11 protein-coding genes and 1 pseudogene are annotated in these 18,574 nt (G+C 30.2%); 2 read left to right on the top strand and 10 right to left on the bottom strand.

Annotated features, from left to right (window positions below; genetic code table 11):
- Nucleotides 1–64: 64 nt before the first annotated feature.
- The 3 genes from FG390_RS00840 to tagD form a co-directional block, all read right to left on the bottom strand.
- Complete coding sequence (locus tag FG390_RS00840) at nt 65–1,222, bottom strand: CDP-glycerol glycerophosphotransferase family protein (protein ID WP_141189127.1); 1,158 nt, start codon at nt 1,220–1,222, stop codon at nt 65–67.
- A gap of 164 nt (nt 1,223–1,386) precedes the next feature.
- On the bottom strand, nt 1,387–2,526 hold the full coding sequence (locus FG390_RS00835) for a CDP-glycerol glycerophosphotransferase family protein (RefSeq protein WP_258311530.1): 1,140 nt from the start codon (nt 2,524–2,526) through the stop codon (nt 1,387–1,389).
- A gap of 342 nt (nt 2,527–2,868) precedes the next feature.
- Nucleotides 2,869–3,264 carry a glycerol-3-phosphate cytidylyltransferase gene (gene tagD, locus FG390_RS00830; RefSeq protein ID WP_141189125.1) on the bottom strand — a complete coding sequence of 132 codons (396 nt, stop codon included), beginning with the start codon at nt 3,262–3,264 and terminating at the stop codon, nt 2,869–2,871.
- A 287-nt stretch (nt 3,265–3,551) separates the two neighbouring features.
- On the opposite strand from tagD, the gene FG390_RS00825 reads away from it, so the two are divergent.
- Nucleotides 3,552–6,068 (top strand): glycosyltransferase, encoded by a 2,517-nt coding sequence (locus tag FG390_RS00825; RefSeq protein ID WP_141189124.1) that lies wholly within the window; start codon nt 3,552–3,554, stop codon nt 6,066–6,068.
- Nucleotides 6,069–6,214: 146 nt separating this feature from the next.
- Here the strand turns inward: FG390_RS00825 and galU are convergent, their stop codons facing one another.
- On the bottom strand, nt 6,215–7,102 hold the full coding sequence (gene galU / locus FG390_RS00820) for a UTP--glucose-1-phosphate uridylyltransferase GalU (RefSeq protein WP_141189123.1): 888 nt from the start codon (nt 7,100–7,102) through the stop codon (nt 6,215–6,217).
- Between the two features lie 265 nt (nt 7,103–7,367).
- On the opposite strand from galU, the pseudogene FG390_RS00815 reads away from it, so the two are divergent.
- Nucleotides 7,368–7,731, top strand: a pseudogene (locus FG390_RS00815) (transposase); the annotation flags it as partial.
- Nucleotides 7,732–8,132: 401 nt separating this feature from the next.
- Here FG390_RS00815 and FG390_RS00810 read toward each other — a convergent pair.
- The 6 genes from FG390_RS00810 to FG390_RS00785 all read right to left on the bottom strand — a co-directional run bounded on the left by FG390_RS00810 (nt 8,133) and on the right by FG390_RS00785 (nt 18,269).
- Nucleotides 8,133–8,792 (bottom strand): glycosyltransferase, encoded by a 660-nt coding sequence (locus FG390_RS00810; RefSeq protein WP_141189122.1) that lies wholly within the window; start codon nt 8,790–8,792, stop codon nt 8,133–8,135.
- Nucleotides 8,776–11,109: a CDP-glycerol glycerophosphotransferase family protein gene (locus FG390_RS00805; protein WP_141189121.1), complete on the bottom strand. Its 2,334-nt coding sequence runs from the start codon at nt 11,107–11,109 to the stop codon at nt 8,776–8,778. The genes FG390_RS00810 and FG390_RS00805 overlap by 17 nt, the downstream gene beginning before the upstream one ends.
- Before the next feature lie 285 nt (nt 11,110–11,394).
- Nucleotides 11,395–14,841 (bottom strand): CDP-glycerol glycerophosphotransferase family protein, encoded by a 3,447-nt coding sequence (locus FG390_RS00800; RefSeq protein ID WP_141189120.1) that lies wholly within the window; start codon nt 14,839–14,841, stop codon nt 11,395–11,397.
- 344 nt (nt 14,842–15,185) lie between these two features.
- Nucleotides 15,186–15,611 (bottom strand): MarR family winged helix-turn-helix transcriptional regulator, encoded by a 426-nt coding sequence (locus tag FG390_RS00795; RefSeq protein WP_141189119.1) that lies wholly within the window; start codon nt 15,609–15,611, stop codon nt 15,186–15,188.
- 91 nt (nt 15,612–15,702) lie between these two features.
- Nucleotides 15,703–17,589, bottom strand: a complete 1,887-nt coding sequence (locus tag FG390_RS00790; protein WP_141189118.1) for a DHA2 family efflux MFS transporter permease subunit — start codon at nt 17,587–17,589, stop codon at nt 15,703–15,705.
- A 23-nt stretch (nt 17,590–17,612) separates the two neighbouring features.
- Entirely contained in the window at nt 17,613–18,269 is a 657-nt protein-coding gene (locus FG390_RS00785; protein WP_141189117.1) for an HlyD family secretion protein, read from the bottom strand.
- Nucleotides 18,270–18,574 lie beyond the last annotated feature (305 nt).

Raw genomic sequence — 18,574 nt, 5'->3', positions numbered from 1 at the left:
TTTCGCTCCTCAAAACAGAAAATCAATCATTTATTTTGATGTATTCTCTATTTATTTATAATTTTTATCCAAGCCTATTTTTAATATAATTAACAATATTTTGACTGGATATTCCTGTAGAATACATATTCCATTGTTTTGAGAAGTTTTTTATATGATCTAAATTATAATTTTCATTTTGAATACATTCTATTATTCCTTCTGTAGTTTTTACTACTGGGCCAGGAACAAGTTTGTCATAATCATCCCACAAACCTCTTCTTAATTGATATTCTTCTAAATCATATGGAAAAAAAATTATTGGACGCAATAATTGAGAAAATTCATAGGGAATTGATGAATAATCCGTAATTAATATATTAGTAATAAGAAGAAGTTCATTTATATTAGGCCAAGAAGAGTAATCATATACGAAACCATCATACTTCAAATCATACATCATCTTTGATTGAATAGATGGGTGCAATCTTAATAAAAGAACATATTCTGCCTCAAGTTTTTCACGCATTAACTTAAGATCTATATCTTGATAAATATTTTCATGTCTTCCATCACGAAATGTAGGAGCATAAAGAATAACTTTTTTTGACCCAAATATATTTTTGAAATAGTTAACTACTCTTCTTTTTTTAGTTTCTTCATAAAAAAAGTCCGTACGGGGAATTCCCGTGCGTAGAATATTTCTTTCAGATACCCCAAACGCTTTCTTGAATATTTCTGCCATCTCATTAGAACCGACAACAACTTTATCAAATTTTTGATAAACCTGAGTAAAACGTTTCCTAGCTTTTTTTGATCTTTGCCAAATAGATTGATCTTTTAAACCAAAAGTTTTAATGGCTCCAGCGGCATGCCAAAGTTGAATACATTCAACTTGCTTTTTGAAATGAATACTTGCTAGAAAGCCAAAATAGTTATCGACAAATATAACTTTTGAAGTCGCTAAATGGTATGCAGATTGGAATAAATGGATAGGATTTATTGTTTCAAATTGAATAACCTTTTCATTTGTTTGTTTAAAATCGTTTATACATTTTCCCTTGCATTGAAATACCACTTTACAATTAAGGTTTTGACGCATGATCTCCTCGTAAACATATAGATTATTTTCACTATAAGATATTACAAAGGTCACTTTATTTCTTAGATTAATTATTTTACATAAAGTAAACAGTATTTTAAAAACAAATAGATATAAAGTAACAATATATTCTCTAATCATTTTTTCTCTCTTATAATTCTATTTTTATTTAGTACAAATTGATCTGTATCTGTGTATTCCTTTATGATAAAAACAAGACTTTTTTTATATACTGACATATTCTAAAGTACCTCACTGATAGCAAGAATAATAAAATATTTCATTCACCTTATTTAAAAATTTATCTAATAATCTTCATTTTTATTGTTTATTTCAGCTAAATTTTCACTAAATATGGCTTCAACTACACGTCTAGATGCATTTCCATCCTCTAAATAACAAAATTTATTATAAAAAGAAGAAAAATTTTCAAGCATCTTATTACCATTGGCTTCAAAAGCCCGGATTGATTTAATAATCCCTGTAGTTGTGGTAACTAACGGACCTGGTGCATTTTTCTCCAAATCAAAATAAAATCCACGAAGCTTATCTCGATATTCTTCTAAATCGTAAACATAGAAAATAATAGGTCTGAATAAATTTGCAAAATCAAAGAAAACAGACGAATAATCAGTCATTAACATATCAGATATTAAATATAAATCTCTTATATCCTCATGATTAGAAAAATCAAATATAAAGTTCTTATATTTTTTCAAATCCAGATTTTCAGCAACTAAATAATGCAATCTTAAGAGTATAATGTAGTCCTCACTTAATTCTCTTTGTAATAAATCTAAATCAAGATTTAAATCAAACTTATAGCGTCCCTGATCATAAAACTGATTATCACGCCATGTTGGAGCATATAATATAACTTTTTTATTTTCAGGTAATCCAAATTGAAGTTTTACATTAGTTATAGATTTTTCATTAATACTTTGATGTAGAATATCGTTTCTAGGGTACCCTGATTCAATAATTGTTTTATTAAATTGAAATGCCCGACTAAAAATTTCACTTGAATAAGTATTCGGTGAGATCAGATAATCCCATTTATTGGCTTCTTGACAAAAGTCTTTTTTATATTTCTCAATATCAATGCCTGGCATATGAACTTCATTCATATCCATAACTAATTTTTTCAAAGGTGTACCATGCCATGTCTGGATATATATTGTATGTTTAGGTTTGGGAATCCAATAGGGTAAACGACTATTCGAAATCCAATACCTTGATTTGGTCATGGCTATAATCCATGAAATTGAAAAACGTTTAACATAATTCAAGTCATGGTTCAAAAAGTTATTTATATGTTTTTTATCCACACTCCAAATCAATGTATAGTCGGGATAATTTTTCTTAATATATTCATAAAGTGCTCTCGGATTACAACTAAATTGTTTACCTAAAAAGCTTTCGAATATAATGAGTTTTTTATTCACATGTAAGTGACCAAGTACATAGAAAAAAAATTTGTATATTTTTGTAACTATAGAGTTAATTATAATTCTACGAAATCGCTGGAAGATTTGCGACGATAGTTTTTTTTTATTACCAACCAAAATATCATTTCCTCTCAATACCAAAAATAACAGTTCCTAATAAATTAATATAATAATCACAAAAACAAACATTGACATATAACGAACCAAAATCAAATCTATGCTGGGTAATATTGCGAGAAAAATATAAAGGAGAGTTTTATACTGAGGCAATGCAAATAATTTGAACCCTTATAACTAAAGGTTCAAATTAATTAATTGTTAGAGTTATTCACTTTGAATTTATTTTTTTAATGAAAATAGGTCCTCTTTTATTTTTGTAGTTGAAACACCTATTGTTCTAGGTAAATAAATTACTTCACAATATTCTTTAAGGAAATCAAATTTTCCTTCCCAGTCATCACCCATAACAAAAATATCTATTCCATTGTCTTTAACGTCTTTAACTTTTTGATCCCAATCATTCTCAGGAATAACCTCATCCACATATCGAATAGCTTCAAGAATTAATTTTCTGTTTTCAAAGGAATGATATGCTTCTTTATGCTTAATAGCATTAAACTCATCTGTTGAAAGTCCAACTACAAGATAATCACCTAATTCTTTTGCACGTTTTAAAAGGTTAATATGTCCATAATGCAGCAAATCAAATGTACCATAAGTCAATACTTTTACCATTACTTTCGCCCCTCATAAAATAAAAGAATTTATTTAAATATTTTTTAAATTACCAACTATAATTCAATAAAATACTACTTGTTATTATAATTGTTAAATTAATTAATTTCAATTCATCTTTAATTTATTAATTCTCCTTTCTTTTAAATATTGTTACTTTTCCAAGCTCATGCAAAATGGATTTAATTATTTCTCTGAACATGGTATAGTATGTCTAGTGTATTTTGAAAGTATTGTTTTTAGAGAATATGAATTAATTTATGCAGTAATTTATTCGGAGGAATATCATGGCAGAAAAAACAAGAAAAATTATTAAGAGAAAAATTAAATTTGTTCTTGATCCACTAAAAAAATATATACAAGATCAGGAATTCAGAATGCGTGCAACTTACACTAAATTCTTAGAAAGAAAGCCTATAAAAGAAAAAACCATTCTCTATGAAGCTTATCATGGCCAAAGCATGACAGGTAATTCCTATGCAGTATTTAAATACTTAATGAACCATCCAGTTTATAAAAATTATACACACGTATGGGCACTGAAAGATGAAAACACTGTGCATGAAGAATATAAAAATAAAAGAAATGTTATTATTGTTAAACCTAGATCTAGAAAATACAATAATTACCTTGCAACAGCAAAATATTTAATTAATGATACAACATTCCCATATTATTTTCAAAAAAGAAAAGAGCAAATATACACAAATATTTGGCATGGAACTCCTTTGAAACATATGGGATTAGATATAAAAAACCGTGGACTTACTGATCATCGTAATATTCAACATAATTTTTTATATACAGATTTTATGGTCAACCCTAATAAGTTCACTTATGAGACGTTACTTAAATCACATGATGTATATAATATTTATAGTGGTTATGTTATGGACACGGGTTATCCAAGAATAGACTTAATGTTTAATGCTGATAAAGATGCCATTAGAAAAAAACTTTCTATTCCCGAAGGGAAGAAGGTAATATTGTATGCTCCTACATGGAGAGGGAAATTAAATAGCAAAAATGATATGAGTGAGACGCTCATGCATGAAATGGATAAGCTCAAAAATGATGTGAATGATGAATATATTATACTGCTTAAAACACATTATTATGCTTATGAATTCTTTAAGAAAAATGGATTAAGTCATCTTTGTGTTCCAAATTCAATGGATACTAATGAATTACTTTCAATTGTTGATATATTAATAACAGATTACTCAAGCATTTTCTTTGATTATCTACCTAAAAGAAAACCAGTGATCTTCTATGCATATGATGCAGAGGAATACGAATTTAATCGTGGTATGTATATAGATATGGAAGATCTTCCCGGACCTTTCTGTAAAGATTTTAACAGCGTAGTTTCTAATATAAATAATATTGATAATGTAACATTGAAATATAAAGAACGTTATGAGTATTTTATAAATAAGTTTAATTATAATGACGATGGTAATGCAACAAAACGCTTAGTTGAAACAATTTTCGAGGGAAAATCATTAAATAATTGTTTCAAGACATGCACTAATAAGATAAAAATTCTCATCTACTGTGGAGGATTTTTCAATAATGGAATAACAACTTCTGTAACTAATTTATTAAATAACATTGATTATAATAAATATGATGTAACTGCAGTAGATTATGGAAATGATAACAGAAAAGAAAAGTGGGAAAATTTAGCTAAAATTAACAAGAATGTTAGTGTTCTATATCGGGTAGGAACATGGAATGCAAAACTATTTGAATGGTGTAGACATCGCTTACTGTTAAGACGTGGAGCCTATACGGATTTTATGAAAAAAGTCATGCCTTCTGAGATGTATGAACGTGAAATGAAACGTCTTATAGGTCAATCTGCATTTGATATAGGAATTGATTTTAGTGGTTATAGCCCTTTTTGGACAACTCTTTTCGCTTTCGGTGATTTTAAAAAACGAAGTATCTACCTTCACAATGACATGGTTGAGCAAGCAAATAAGAAGGTGAATAATAAATATCCACATCGAAATAACTTGAAAGTTGTTTTCTCATTATATCGATTATTTGACAAAGTTGTCTCAGTTTCTAAACTTACAAATGAACAAAACATTAAAAATTTTAGTGACATTATTGATAACTATCAAACAAAAATGGACTTTGTTATCAATAATATAAATTATAATAAAACGCTAGAACTTAAAGAAATAAAGAAAACGCTAAAAATAGAAAATCATATTTATCTGCTGTCTAAAAATGAATACTCAAAATCCAATATTAATCTTTCTGGATTTGAAATTCCCAAAGATGATAATATTAATTTCATTAACATAGGTCGTTTGGAACCTGAAAAAGACCAAGAAAAATTGTTATATGCTTTTTCTGAAATAGTTAAGATAAAACAAAATACGAAATTATATATCGTTGGTCAAGGTGCTTTAAAAGGCTATTTGGAAAAATTAGTCAAATCTTTAGATCTTGAAGATCACGTTATCTTTACAGGTCAAATAAGCAACCCTTATGCATTATTAGATTATTGTGATTGTTTCGTACTGTCTTCGAATCATGAAGGTCAACCAATGGTGTTATTAGAAGCTCTAATACTTGATAAACCTATTATCGTAACTAATATCCCTGGTTCTAGAAGTGTAGTTGAAGGTGGATATGGTACCATTGTTGATAACTCTATTCAAGGTCTTGTTGATGGAATGACTAAATTTATTAGTGGCCAACAAATGAATGAGAAAACTTTTGATTACAAAGAATATAGTAAACAGGCTATTAATATGTTCTATGACAAGATCTGCTCATTAAAATAACTTTTATTGTGAATTATTAATATGATGATTATTTATTGTTATATTGATGCATATTTCAAATCCCTTGACTAAATACAGTCAAGGGATTTATTTAACAATAAATTTATTTTCTTTACTTTCATGTGAAAAAGAAAATCTCGTTAATTTTATTTTATAACATGATTTTGAATTTTTAAATTTAATTCACTTAAATAATTTAACATATCCTCTCTCAAATCATCACGCATAAGAGCCATCTCAATCGTTGATTTAATAAAACCGAACTTTTCACCGACATCATAGCGTTTTCCATCATATGCAAACCCATATACTTTTTGAATTTCATTCAATTTGCCTATTGCATCAGTCAATTGAATTTCTCCACCAGAACCAATTTGTTGTAAATCTAGATACTCGAATATTTCAGGTGTTAAGATGTATCTGCCCATGATAGCCACGTTAGATGGTGCTTCTTCAACCTTAGGTTTTTCAACAAATCCCTTAACATCGTAAAGTGGACCATCTTGAGATTCTGGATCAATAATACCGTATCTATCAGTCTCGTCTTTAGGAACTTCCATAACCGCAATCACACTAGATTGTTTTTCGTCAAAAACTTTCATCATTTGTTTTAGACAAGGTGTTTCAGCTTGCACTATATCATCACCTAGAAGAACTGCAAACGGTTCATTTCCAATAAATTTTCTAGCACACCAAATAGCGTGCCCTAGTCCTTTGGGTTCTTTTTGACGAATATAATGAATATCTACTTGAGAAGGCTTTTTAACCTTTTCCAATAAATCTAATTTATTTTTTCTAATCAAGTTATCTTCCAATTCAAAGGCATTATCAAAATGGTCCTCTATTGCACGTTTCCCTTTACCTGTAACAATAATGATATCCTCTATACCTGAATCCACGGCTTCTTCAACTATATATTGAATAGTTGGTTTGTCAACAATTGGCAACATTTCTTTGGGCATTGCTTTAGTTGCAGGCAAAAAGCGTGTTCCCAAACCTGCTGCAGGTATTATTGCTTTTCGAACTTTTTTCATTTTTAAACAACCTCCTATAGAATAATTTATCACAAATAGTACAATTGTACACATATCAATAAATACAAAAACTCAAAATAAATTCATTCAGAAATGTCAATGTGAGGATATAAAATATTTTGTGTAAATGAATCAAAATGCAAAAAGGAAGACCTTTTCTTAATAGAATTGAGTTACCACACTAAATTAACAGAGAAGAGGTCTTCCTATGAATGAGTTTATATAAGAAATCGTTCAAGCTTTAGTTCAAAAACAAGATATTACAATGGTTTTTCGCAAGCAACTAGAAAAAGCAGTGAATACATTTCTAGCGACAGAACTAACAGCGTTTTTAGACTATAAAAAGTATAACCTCATTGGTTTTAACTCCGGTAATTCACCTAATGGTTCTTATTCACGTACGCTACACACGGAGTTTGGTGATTTAAACATACAAATCCCAACGTGATCGTAACGGTGAATTTAAACAACAGACAGCGCCTTACCGGCGCTCAAATGATACGCTAGAAGCGAGGAGAATCATTCATCACTTCCAAAAAGGGATTACCATGACAGAAATCTTACAATTAATTGAGAAAATGTACGGTCATCATTACTCGGCTCAAACCATTGTCACATTGGCTTCGACAAAGCACGTGCAGAATTAACAACGACGTTTGAAGCAATCGAATCTTAAATATTGTATATTGGCAGGGCTAGCCTTACCAATTAACAAGAACCAACCCTTCAAACACAATTATTTTTATACCAAAGATGACATTCTATCTGAACAGGTGAACAGTCATTTACATAAAAATATTGACACTACCTTCTATTGTTTATAATGAAATAAAAATTCCAAATGCTTTTAAATATATAAATACATCTATAAATAAAATAAATATGCCCTTAAAATCTGTTCTATCTAAGATACCATCCAATTTAGTATAGAACCATATTTAGTGATTTTATTCATTTTTACTCTCATAAGCCCCCCCTAATTGTCGATTATTATTTGTTTATCGACATAGGGGGGGCACAATTGATATAATTAATCAAATAGACTTTCGAATTCTCTTGTTGTTCTTTCTTTATATTTATCAAAATTAAATTTATTCATTGTTCTTAGTCCTTTATGGAAGGCTATTAATCCGTTATAAAGTCCTATTTCAGTGTTCTCAACTGAAATCACTTCATTATCTTTTAAATATTTCATTGTGGTGTCAATGTCAACAGTTATCACTTGCTTATCCAAGGCTAAAGCTTCGTAGACAACTAATCCAAGACCTTCATAATATGATGAAAGTACAAACGCGTCAACCATTTTTAACAAAGCGTATGGATTATTCATCCTTCCAAATAAATAAATATTTTTTTTAGAAGGTGAATTTTTCACCAACTGGATTGTTTGCTTTTTAATAGGTCCATAAGGGGCTATAATAATTAATCTAGAATTAGGAAATTCAATATTGTACTTCTCGAATGCGTTTATTAACCTATCGTGCCCTTTTTGTTTATCGTATCTGCCAATATTTAAATAAGTTAAAACGTTAGGGTCCAATAGATCATTTATTAATCGGATTTTGGATATCCCAAATTTACTAATCATTGTTTCAACTAAATTGTCATTTGTGTTATCCTCTATTTTTTCATTTGCTGTGTGATTATCAAAAGAAAGTTCTCTTAGAACATCATTATTTAGTACTTTCATTTACAAACTCCTCTGCTATGACATCTTCGTATTCTTTTATTAAATTTAATGTGTACGGAAATAATTTTTTAACTTCTCTGATCTTAGCTTTATTTATTAATATATTATCAATTATTGATGCTAGCTGTTGAGCCTCTAAATGAGTTTCATCTTTGAGGTAATTGATTAAATGAGTTCTATAAGGAAATTCATATTCTAAATACTCTACTTTTACAAGTTCAGCAATATATTCTTTTATTTGTTTTGTTTTAAGAATTTTATTTTCAACATAATTGTCTTTAACGTATTCATTAAGAATGCTCTTTAATCGAGATTGGTGATTATGTTCGATTATTGCTAAAGGATATCCTTTTTCAGTAAGCCTTTTAAGAGAGTCCTTTCTTGATAAGTCTATCTCATAATCACCTAATTTTTCATACCTTTTTAAGGGATCAATAACGATATGAGAACTATCAACTGAATCAAAAAAAACATTTTTTAATGTTATAAAAATATTTTCTTTACTTAGATCTCTAATTCTTTGTTCTCCTAGGAAATTATTTGCAACTTCGAGTTTTTTGATTACGGTTGGTAAGTTTTGTTTGAATCCATCAACTAAACCGTCATTTACCAAAACAATTTTACTTGTTGATTTATATGCATTGTATATAACTTTTTGATTGTAATTTTTTTTATTTTTATAATCCTCAAACATATCTGTATGAACAAACATCATGGTTTTAGTATTTATATGACTAACTATTTCAGCGTATTTTCTATCAAATCCAGTATAATGAATAAACCAATCTACATCTGTGTCTCCAAACATTCTACGAATCTCTAAATTATATATATTTTTAACAACATTATTAATAAATTTAGAATTAGTCTTTTTCGAATTTAAAAATCTTTTATGAATTATTCTCTCAAATAAATTACTGATAGATATACCTGATATTGGGTAATATTGTACATCTGGTGGGAGACTTTGCAATCTAAACTGATGTTTTTGAGATAATTTACTTTTACCAAAAAATAATACATAATTTCGTTTAGATGTATCAATTGAGGAAAGTGTATTCAACAATGCAGTTGTAATTCCATTATCCCATAGTCCTCCACAAAAAATAAAAACATTTTCTTTTTCATTTCTAACTGAACTCTCTAATATTTTTTCATTCATTTTATTAGCAAATATATAATCGACAATTATGTCAGCACCATTTTCACAATCATACTTGCAGAAGCGTTCTTCAAAATCTGTATAATCTCTAAAGCAATCAACTGCATTGATTTCAGCAGCCAATTCTTCTATTGTCTCTACTTGAACAAAAGGATAGTTATCAATGTCCTCATATACGCCTCTTGAACTGAAATACTCTTGCTTATCGTAAGTATATAGAATTATTTTTCTTTTTTTATTTAGAAAATCGTACATAATAGAAGAATAATCCGTTATTAAGATATCTACACAACTTAAAAAGTCATACAGTTCAATATCCACTGGAAAACTATAAACATTTTTAAAATTATCTATTTTTATTTGACTCTGCATAGTGTGACCTTTAAATATAATAACTGTGTCGTTATCTACATTATTAGATAAATATGATAGATCACTAACTATTTTAGTGTCATCAGATCTCACATTACCGTCAATACCTCTCCAAGTAGGCATATACATCACAATTTTCTTTTTTTCCCAGCCAAAACTATTTCTTAATTTAGCAGCCCTATTTTTATCAAACAGAGCGCTATTTCTAGGAGATGGTCCTATAATTACTTTCCCATTATATATTTTATCTATATTATGTGATCTAACCAAAATATCTTTTGTGTAATCATTACCTACTATCAAGCCATCAGAAATTAAGAAATTCCTTTGAACATTTGAAAATCCAACAATATTCTCCATATCTTTTCCTAATGTTTTCAGAGGTGTCCCATGCCAAATATTATAATATTTTTGCTCTTTTCTTTTACTAAAAAAAGGATAGAACGTATTATCATTAATTAAATATTTACAAACAGCTAATAGGTAGCCATACTCACGAGACATGTGTTTAACATAATTAATATTTGTTATTCCATACTTTTCAAACTTTTTTTTACTAGAATCAATATCTCTTACTGCAACGTAAATCTTTACTTTCCTATCAGACTCGTAAATATATTTAATCATATGAAATATATGACCATCAACTGATTTTCCATGAAGAGATTCAAATAGGATAGTATTCTCCCTGACCTTTGCTTTTTGTCCCTTTCTAAAAGCAAGAATATGTTTCTGTTTTTCTTTTATTATTTTGTATTTTTTATATAAATTGGTAATTTGCATACGTTCACCTATCCCTTAGTTCAATGATAAAGATTTATTATAATTTCACAAGAAAATTATGGACTAATTTATTCTATCATATATCTCATTTTATGTTAATAATGCACATAGGTCTTTTTTCATATGCACACATAAATATTTTTCTTCTAAAGTATTAAAAAACTTGAATTATGACTAAATGTAATCAGAAAAGCATGTACTGCATTAATTCTATGTTTTAGAAACGTGGCTGTAGAACTAAAAAAAGCCAAAGCAGCACGAAAGTGCCCTTTGGCTTATTACATTTTACCCTCTATTTCTCTTCAATTTTTCCTTTAATTTATTGGATATTTGAATAACCTCTGGATTGGTACGAGACAATCTCCATAGTTTCTTCAATTTTGCCGAATGAAGAACTCGATATTGAAACGATTTCTTATGGTTCTTTTTAATCATTTTTTCTCGATGTTCCACGATACTTTCAAATATTCGCTTTGCATTATTTTTATCAGTATACTTAAAGTATTTTTCTCTAAGATGAGAGAATTGTTCCTTCTCAATGAAATGACGTTCAGCATATTCTTGTATGACATGGACCAACTCATTTGTATTAAAGACACGATCTCCAAACAGGTCTTTTTCCATATCCATGTAACTTCCTTGGTACTTATTATAGTCTTTCAGGTCAAATTGAAAAAAAACAATGGGTTTTTTTTGATAATACATGTCCCATGCCACGCTGGAATAATCCGTGATTAGTAAAGCTGATCTCATTAGTAATTCATTTACTTTTACTTCACCGTATTGAATGATATTGATTCTTTGACTTTTCGTTGTGAATTGATGAAGATAAGATTTGAACTTTGGGTGGATATAAAAGTTCAAATGCAAATGATATTTCTCTAAGATTTGTTCTAAGTTCGATCCATTTAGAAGCGTGACATAGTGCTGATAATAGTCTGTTTCAATAAATTTATCTTCAGGCATGTCATCCATCCAAGAACGCCACGTTGGCATTAACAGAATGGCTTTTTCATCTTTTGATTTGTCTTGCATAACATCCCACCGGCTCAAACCCGTCACAATAATCTCATTCTCATCATAACCGAAATGATCTTTGATAATTTCCTTTTCTAGGTCTGAAGAAACAACAAACAAATCCGAGGCGTTATTTCCTTTTTTATTAAATACTTTATCTACTTTTTTAAGAGAAATGACCCCATGTTGCAAGAAAACATGACGTTTATTCGTTATGGCTTTTTTTAAGCGTCCTTTTTGAATTCGAATATCATAGACATGTCCTTTTGATTCCGATGAGATTAATAATTTAGCTGCATAAAGATAAATCATATATTTAAAACTCATGAAATGAATCACTTTTTGCTTCATGTCTTTTAAATTAGGATAATCAGGAGAATCTTTCTTTATAATGTAGTAAAAATGTTTATGTCTTTTATTTTGAAAGCAATAACGGAAAAAGTAATAACCATTATCTTGTGCACCTTCTGAGAATTTTTCAAAAGCGAGCCAAACATCCTTTTTATCAAAGTACCACTTAAACAACATATAAAGATAATAAGCTAAATTCTCTTTAAAAAACATCAGAGACGTTTCATAAAACTCTTTTGTTTTAAATACCAATGCGACGGTATTAATTTGAGTAACATAAGGATAAACAAAGCAATTACTCGGATAGACATAAGCTCGTTTGAGAGATGATCTATTTAGCTTTCTTGTGACCTTTCGAGATGGGTTTTTCAACCTAACATAATATTTATCTCCATCAATCACTACTAGGCAATAAATATCCCAATAATATTTTTCTAATTCTAGATCCTTTAGATCCATAGAAAAAGTTAACACATAGTTCTTTTTCTTTTTTTTCAGTTGGGCAGGGATTAGAATTTGGTTTCTATCTCCTAACATTCGGTGGGTAAGCAGCACCTCTTTAAGTTCAAATTGATTAACTTCTGGAAAATCAACGGTCACTTTTCCATATAAAATGCCATTATGAACGGTAAATCGATTGACTTTCATTTCTGTTTTTAACTTTTCATTACTTAGATGAAGAGGTTCTTTAATGACAAAGGATAAACCATTATTCATCGTTAAATACGGTGCAAAAACATAATTTGTAGATGTCTTAATAGGAGGAAAATATCTCTTGTGCTTTGGTTTTATAATCTGATCGTAAGCACCTAATCGACTAACCTCTATGATATTCAAATCGCTATTTATTCGTTCAAGATATAGATCCCATTTTGAAGCAGCTACGGCTTTTTCTTGAATAAATAAGGATAAATCAATCACAATTTTGTCTAATGTAGGACTGAATGGTTCTTTGTAAAAATCATATGTCAAACGCTTATTTGATTGACGTTGTTTAATTCTTAATTTTAATTGAGTATTTACTTCAAAGTATTTTCTTGGTAATGTGAAAGACAACATCTGCGTTGTCTCATCATAATTAATATCTTTAATCACGCAATGTGACTTAATCTTATAAAGATGATTTCCTTGATCTCTCCGCTTCTTTTGATCTTCTAACAGAATATAAATATGATTGGCATGATCTTTTTTACAAGTAAAAGTATAATTTTCTATTGAGATAGAATGACTTTCATTGGATTTGAATGTGTCTATCATAAATGAAAAGATGATTGGCCGAAATTTATTTGACGTGCCTTTTTTATAATTAATATATAATTTCCATCGTTGGTCTTCACAATGATAATTCTTAAAAAAAAGCGCTAGTTCTTTAAGATTTAGTTGAATTTGCTTATTTTGAATTACATAACAATCATCAGGCATTAAAAGATGTTTATCTCCTTTTATAAGAAATAACCTAATAAGACCATCGCTTATGATCCTTTTCTGTAAATGAAGAAGAAGTTTTCCTTCTTTCATAGTTAGATATTCTATATCTACTCCTAGATTCCTTACTCTCTGTTGAAATTTCTTAGGTTGTAGTAGAACATATTCGGTCATTTCAAGATTGGTTTTAGATGTTTTTATTAGACCATTTGGAGTAAACCCATAAAACATCGGGCTAATAATGTGCAAAGAAGTTAATGAGAAGCCATATGAAATTTCAATGTATAAGTCATACTCAGCATGTTGTCGCCAACGAATACGATCGATAGACAAAGATATTTCATTTTGATCCATAATTTCGGCAGCGAGTCTCTGTGTATTACCTTCTTTCTTATCAGTAAGTCTAAAATTAACTTGATATTTTGCTAGAGACAACTGATTAAATTGAAAAATAATATGTCCATGATTGAATCTAATACGATTTGGAATAATTTTATTTGTCATATGGTTACCCAAAGTTTTAATTATTTCGAGTGGGTCGCCTGCGACTAAGGTCAATCTGTTTTCTTTAATATAAAACACATACATTGATTGAATATATGTGTATGTATAATCTTCCTTCATATAATTGACTTGGTTTACGATATCTTTTCTAAAGACCATTAAATCATAAATACGGCCATTCAAAATAATACAACATCCAAAATCATTGATGTCATAAGGCAACCCTTGATAAAAATCATTCAAATAGACAAGTTCAAATTCAAAGATCATTGTATGTCCTTCAACCCGAAAAGGAACATCACATTCGTACAGAAATTTATTGTTTTGGTGAAAACCAAATTTTACACTTGATAGTTTTTGTTTTTCCATATTTTCAACAGTTATGATGATCTTTTCCTCATTCATTTGAATTGATGTAACATCGATTTTACGCATAAAGTCTCCATCCTTTGAACGGTTTAACTTGTATCCTACAATTTAACATGTGAGGGTTATAAGAACCTCTCCTACTAAAGACAAGTTTTTATTCTACAGGGATGACCTTTACATCCCTGTGTCTATTCATTTTCCCCTGTATTCATCATAAATATAAGTCATTGAAGGCCTTTATTACGTCGACAAAAATGAAAACACACATCTCACGCCTCTAGTACTTTTGTTTTTCAAAATCACGTAAGTCAGATGACTTTTTTACGTATCTACAAGTATTTAAAAACCTCATCCTGTATAGATGAGGTCATTTCGATGGGTATTCAATTTTTCTTTTACAATCCAAGTATTTAGTCTTCTCCACGCCACTTTGATATCAATAAAAGGAGTATTTCGAGTTCTTCGATTGTAAATTCTTCAAAGTTTTTTAACATAAACTCATTTTTTATTTTCTCCATTTGTTTACATAACGTATTGCCTTCTTTGGTTAACGTTAACTCTACAATCCGTCGATCTTTCTCAGATCTTTCTCTGTTAATATAGCCTTTATGAATCAGTTTATCCGTTACTACGGTCACAAAACTTGTTGCAACATTCAATTCTTTTGCCAAAGCTGAAATCATTTGAGGCTGATGTTTTGAGAGAGCATGTAAAAACAGAAATTCATGATTTGTAATGTCACTGCCAAATAAATCCGACATTTCCTTCTTAAATCGACGAATAATTATGGAAATATTTAATTCCAAATCTCTAATTAATTTTTGTCGTCTATCCATACATTTCCTACCCCTACTTTTTTGCCATTTCAAACGCGATTAAAAAGTAAAGAGAGAAGCTTGTTACCTTCTCTCTTTGTTTTCTAAGTTGTTATTCGGTTACTGCTTCACTAACCCTTTTTTCTTTCTTTGTTTTTCTTTTTTTCTTAGCTGGCGTAGATCGTTGAATAAAGAATGATAAGAATAAAGCGATAACTGAAAGGATCGTCGCAACGATAAATGCATCGTTTACACCTTGAATAGCAGCTTCCATAGATACCTTACCAATTAGCGATTGAACCACAACACTATTTCCTAGACCTAGAGGTAAATGATGACTAACAGCAAAACCTTGGCTAACAGATGCGATATCATGTGTCAAATTTGGATTACTCGTTGTTATGGCATTCGCAAATTGACCTTGATGATAGGTCGTTCGATTAGACATCACTGTAACAAGAAAAGCAGTCCCTAAAGAACCAGCTACTTGACGCATCGTGTTGGTCATAGCCGTTCCATGACTATTCAATCTTCGAGGTAAGTTATTTAGCCCTTCTGTCATAATTGGCATCATCAAAAGAGACATACCAAACATCCGTGCAGAGTATAACAACATAATTGAACTATAAAGCGTGCTATCTGTCAAATGCCCAAAATCCCATGTTGTAACTGCCGTAATAATTAATCCAACAATGGCGAGTGGTCTTGCTCCTATTTTATCAAATAAGATCCCCGTTATTGGAGACATAATCCCCATAAGAATGGCCCCTGGTAATAGTAATAAACCTGATTGCAACGGGGTAAATCCACGAATGTTTTGTAGATATACTGGAGTTATAACCATTCCTGCAAACATGGCCATGGTTAGGACAATATTAACAATCGTTGTAATTGTAAAGATTTTATGTTCAAAAACTCGTAATTCTAGTAAAGGTGAATCGACGACTAACTGACGCCATACAAAAATCGCAAGCGCTGCAATTCCAATAACTAACCAAGATACAATAACAGGATTTGTCCATCCCTTATTTCCCGCTTCACTACAGGCATATAGGATTCCACCAAAACCGATCGTCGACAATATCGCACCCAACAAATCAAGTTTTGGAAAGGCACGTTTACCCACATTTTTAAGAAATATCAATGCGAAAATAATGTCGATAACCGTGAATGGGAAGATAACCCAGAACAAGATACGCCACGTATAATGTTCCACTAAATAACCAGAAAGTGTTGGTCCAATTGCAGGAGCAAATATCATGGCAACACCCATTAACCCCATTGCCGCCCCTCGTTTTTCAGGTGGGAATATGGTTAAGAAGACATTGGTCATTAATGGCATAATAATGCCTGCACCTGCTGCTTGCACGACTCGACCCACCATTAGAATTGAAAAAGTCGGCGAAAGTCCACAAATCAACGTACCCAAGGCAAACAGCCCAATTGCAGAGATAAATAATTTTCTAGTTGTGAAGGTTTCCATTAAATAGGCCGTAATAGGTATTAACACACCATTTACGAGCATGTAACCCGTTGTAAGCCACTGGGCGGTATTCGTTGTGATATTTAAATCAGTCATAATCCGCGGCAAAGCGACGTTCATTAAGGTTTGGTTCAGAATGGCTACAAACGCTCCCATAATGAGTACTATAATGATCGGAAGCGGTTTAATATCAGTGGAATGATGATCTTCATGCTGATTTTTATTTTTTCGCGATAATTTTTGTTTCTCATTTGAAACTTTTTTTACAGTATGAAGTTCTTCTCTAACTGTCTCTATTTCTTCAGGTTGTCCATTCGTAACAAACTCTTCGATGTTAGTCTCTACTTTCTCTTCATGAATCAATTGTCTTTCATCTATTGTATTTACGGCTTTTGATGGCACATGTATATCTTTAGGAGTCTGAAGTTTCTTTAAGCGACGACGTCTTAGCACAAGGTTGAATAATACAAGAACAACGATAGCAAAGACAATATATCCTAAAAGGAACGGTGTCATAATATCACTCCTTTCCTTTAAAATTAAATATGAATTCTAACTGTGACATTCATACCTGGCATGAGTTTTACACCTTTATAGTTGTCAATGGATACTTTAACAGGGATAACTTGAGTCACTTTAGTATAATTACTATTGGTGTTAGTACTTGGTAAGAGAGAAAAAGTGCTTGACGTTGTTGAACCAATTTGATTAATTCTTCCTGTAAACGTCGTGTTAGGATAGGCGTCAACATAGATATCAACTTTTTGACCGGTTTTAATATCATCAATATCTGTCTCATCAACATTAGCCGTTACATATAAAGCATCTAGATCATAAGCAACAGCAAGTTGTGTACCCGCGGCCACGAACGTATTTTTTACTCCTGTGTTTTGAACTACTGTTGCACTATGTGGCATTTTTACTGAAGTTGTCACTGGTTTACCATCTACACCTTGACTAGCTATGTTACCTAATGTTTCATCACTTGAATACGTATCTCCTGTTTTCGCATTCCATGTATTCAATTTACCACTTGCTGGTGCCGCAATTGAAATGGATTGACCACCGATAGATGCGTTATCTGTTTTAACGTAATTTGTTGATTCATTATAAAAATAAAAAGCTGTTGCACCTCCACCGACAAGAATAATAACAACAATAATATTAATGACTAATAATCGAGCAAAATTACCCATAATTCCTTTATCCTCCTTAAAACCTATAAAAATTTTAAATAGATAGCCGATTAGTTAAGATTATTAATAGTTAACAACATTAATTAATCGCTATAACTATGGCTAAATCTCCGTTTAACGAACAAAAATAAGGTCAATTTATTCATTAAACCATTTATTTTGACCTCCGTTTTAGTAGTATGAAGTCAATTACTTAACCTTATTAAGTAATTGCAACGTTTAAGATTTTATCACCTAAATTAAAACGATGCAATATATTTGATCGAAATTTTTTTATGTGAGGTAACCTGAAAATAAAAAGGTAA

This window comes from Terrilactibacillus laevilacticus (assembly GCF_006517395.1).
In the GTDB taxonomy this organism is placed as follows: Bacteria; Bacillota; Bacilli; order Bacillales; family Sporolactobacillaceae; genus Terrilactibacillus; species Terrilactibacillus laevilacticus.
This window is presented reverse-complemented; position numbering and strand designations above follow the sequence as displayed.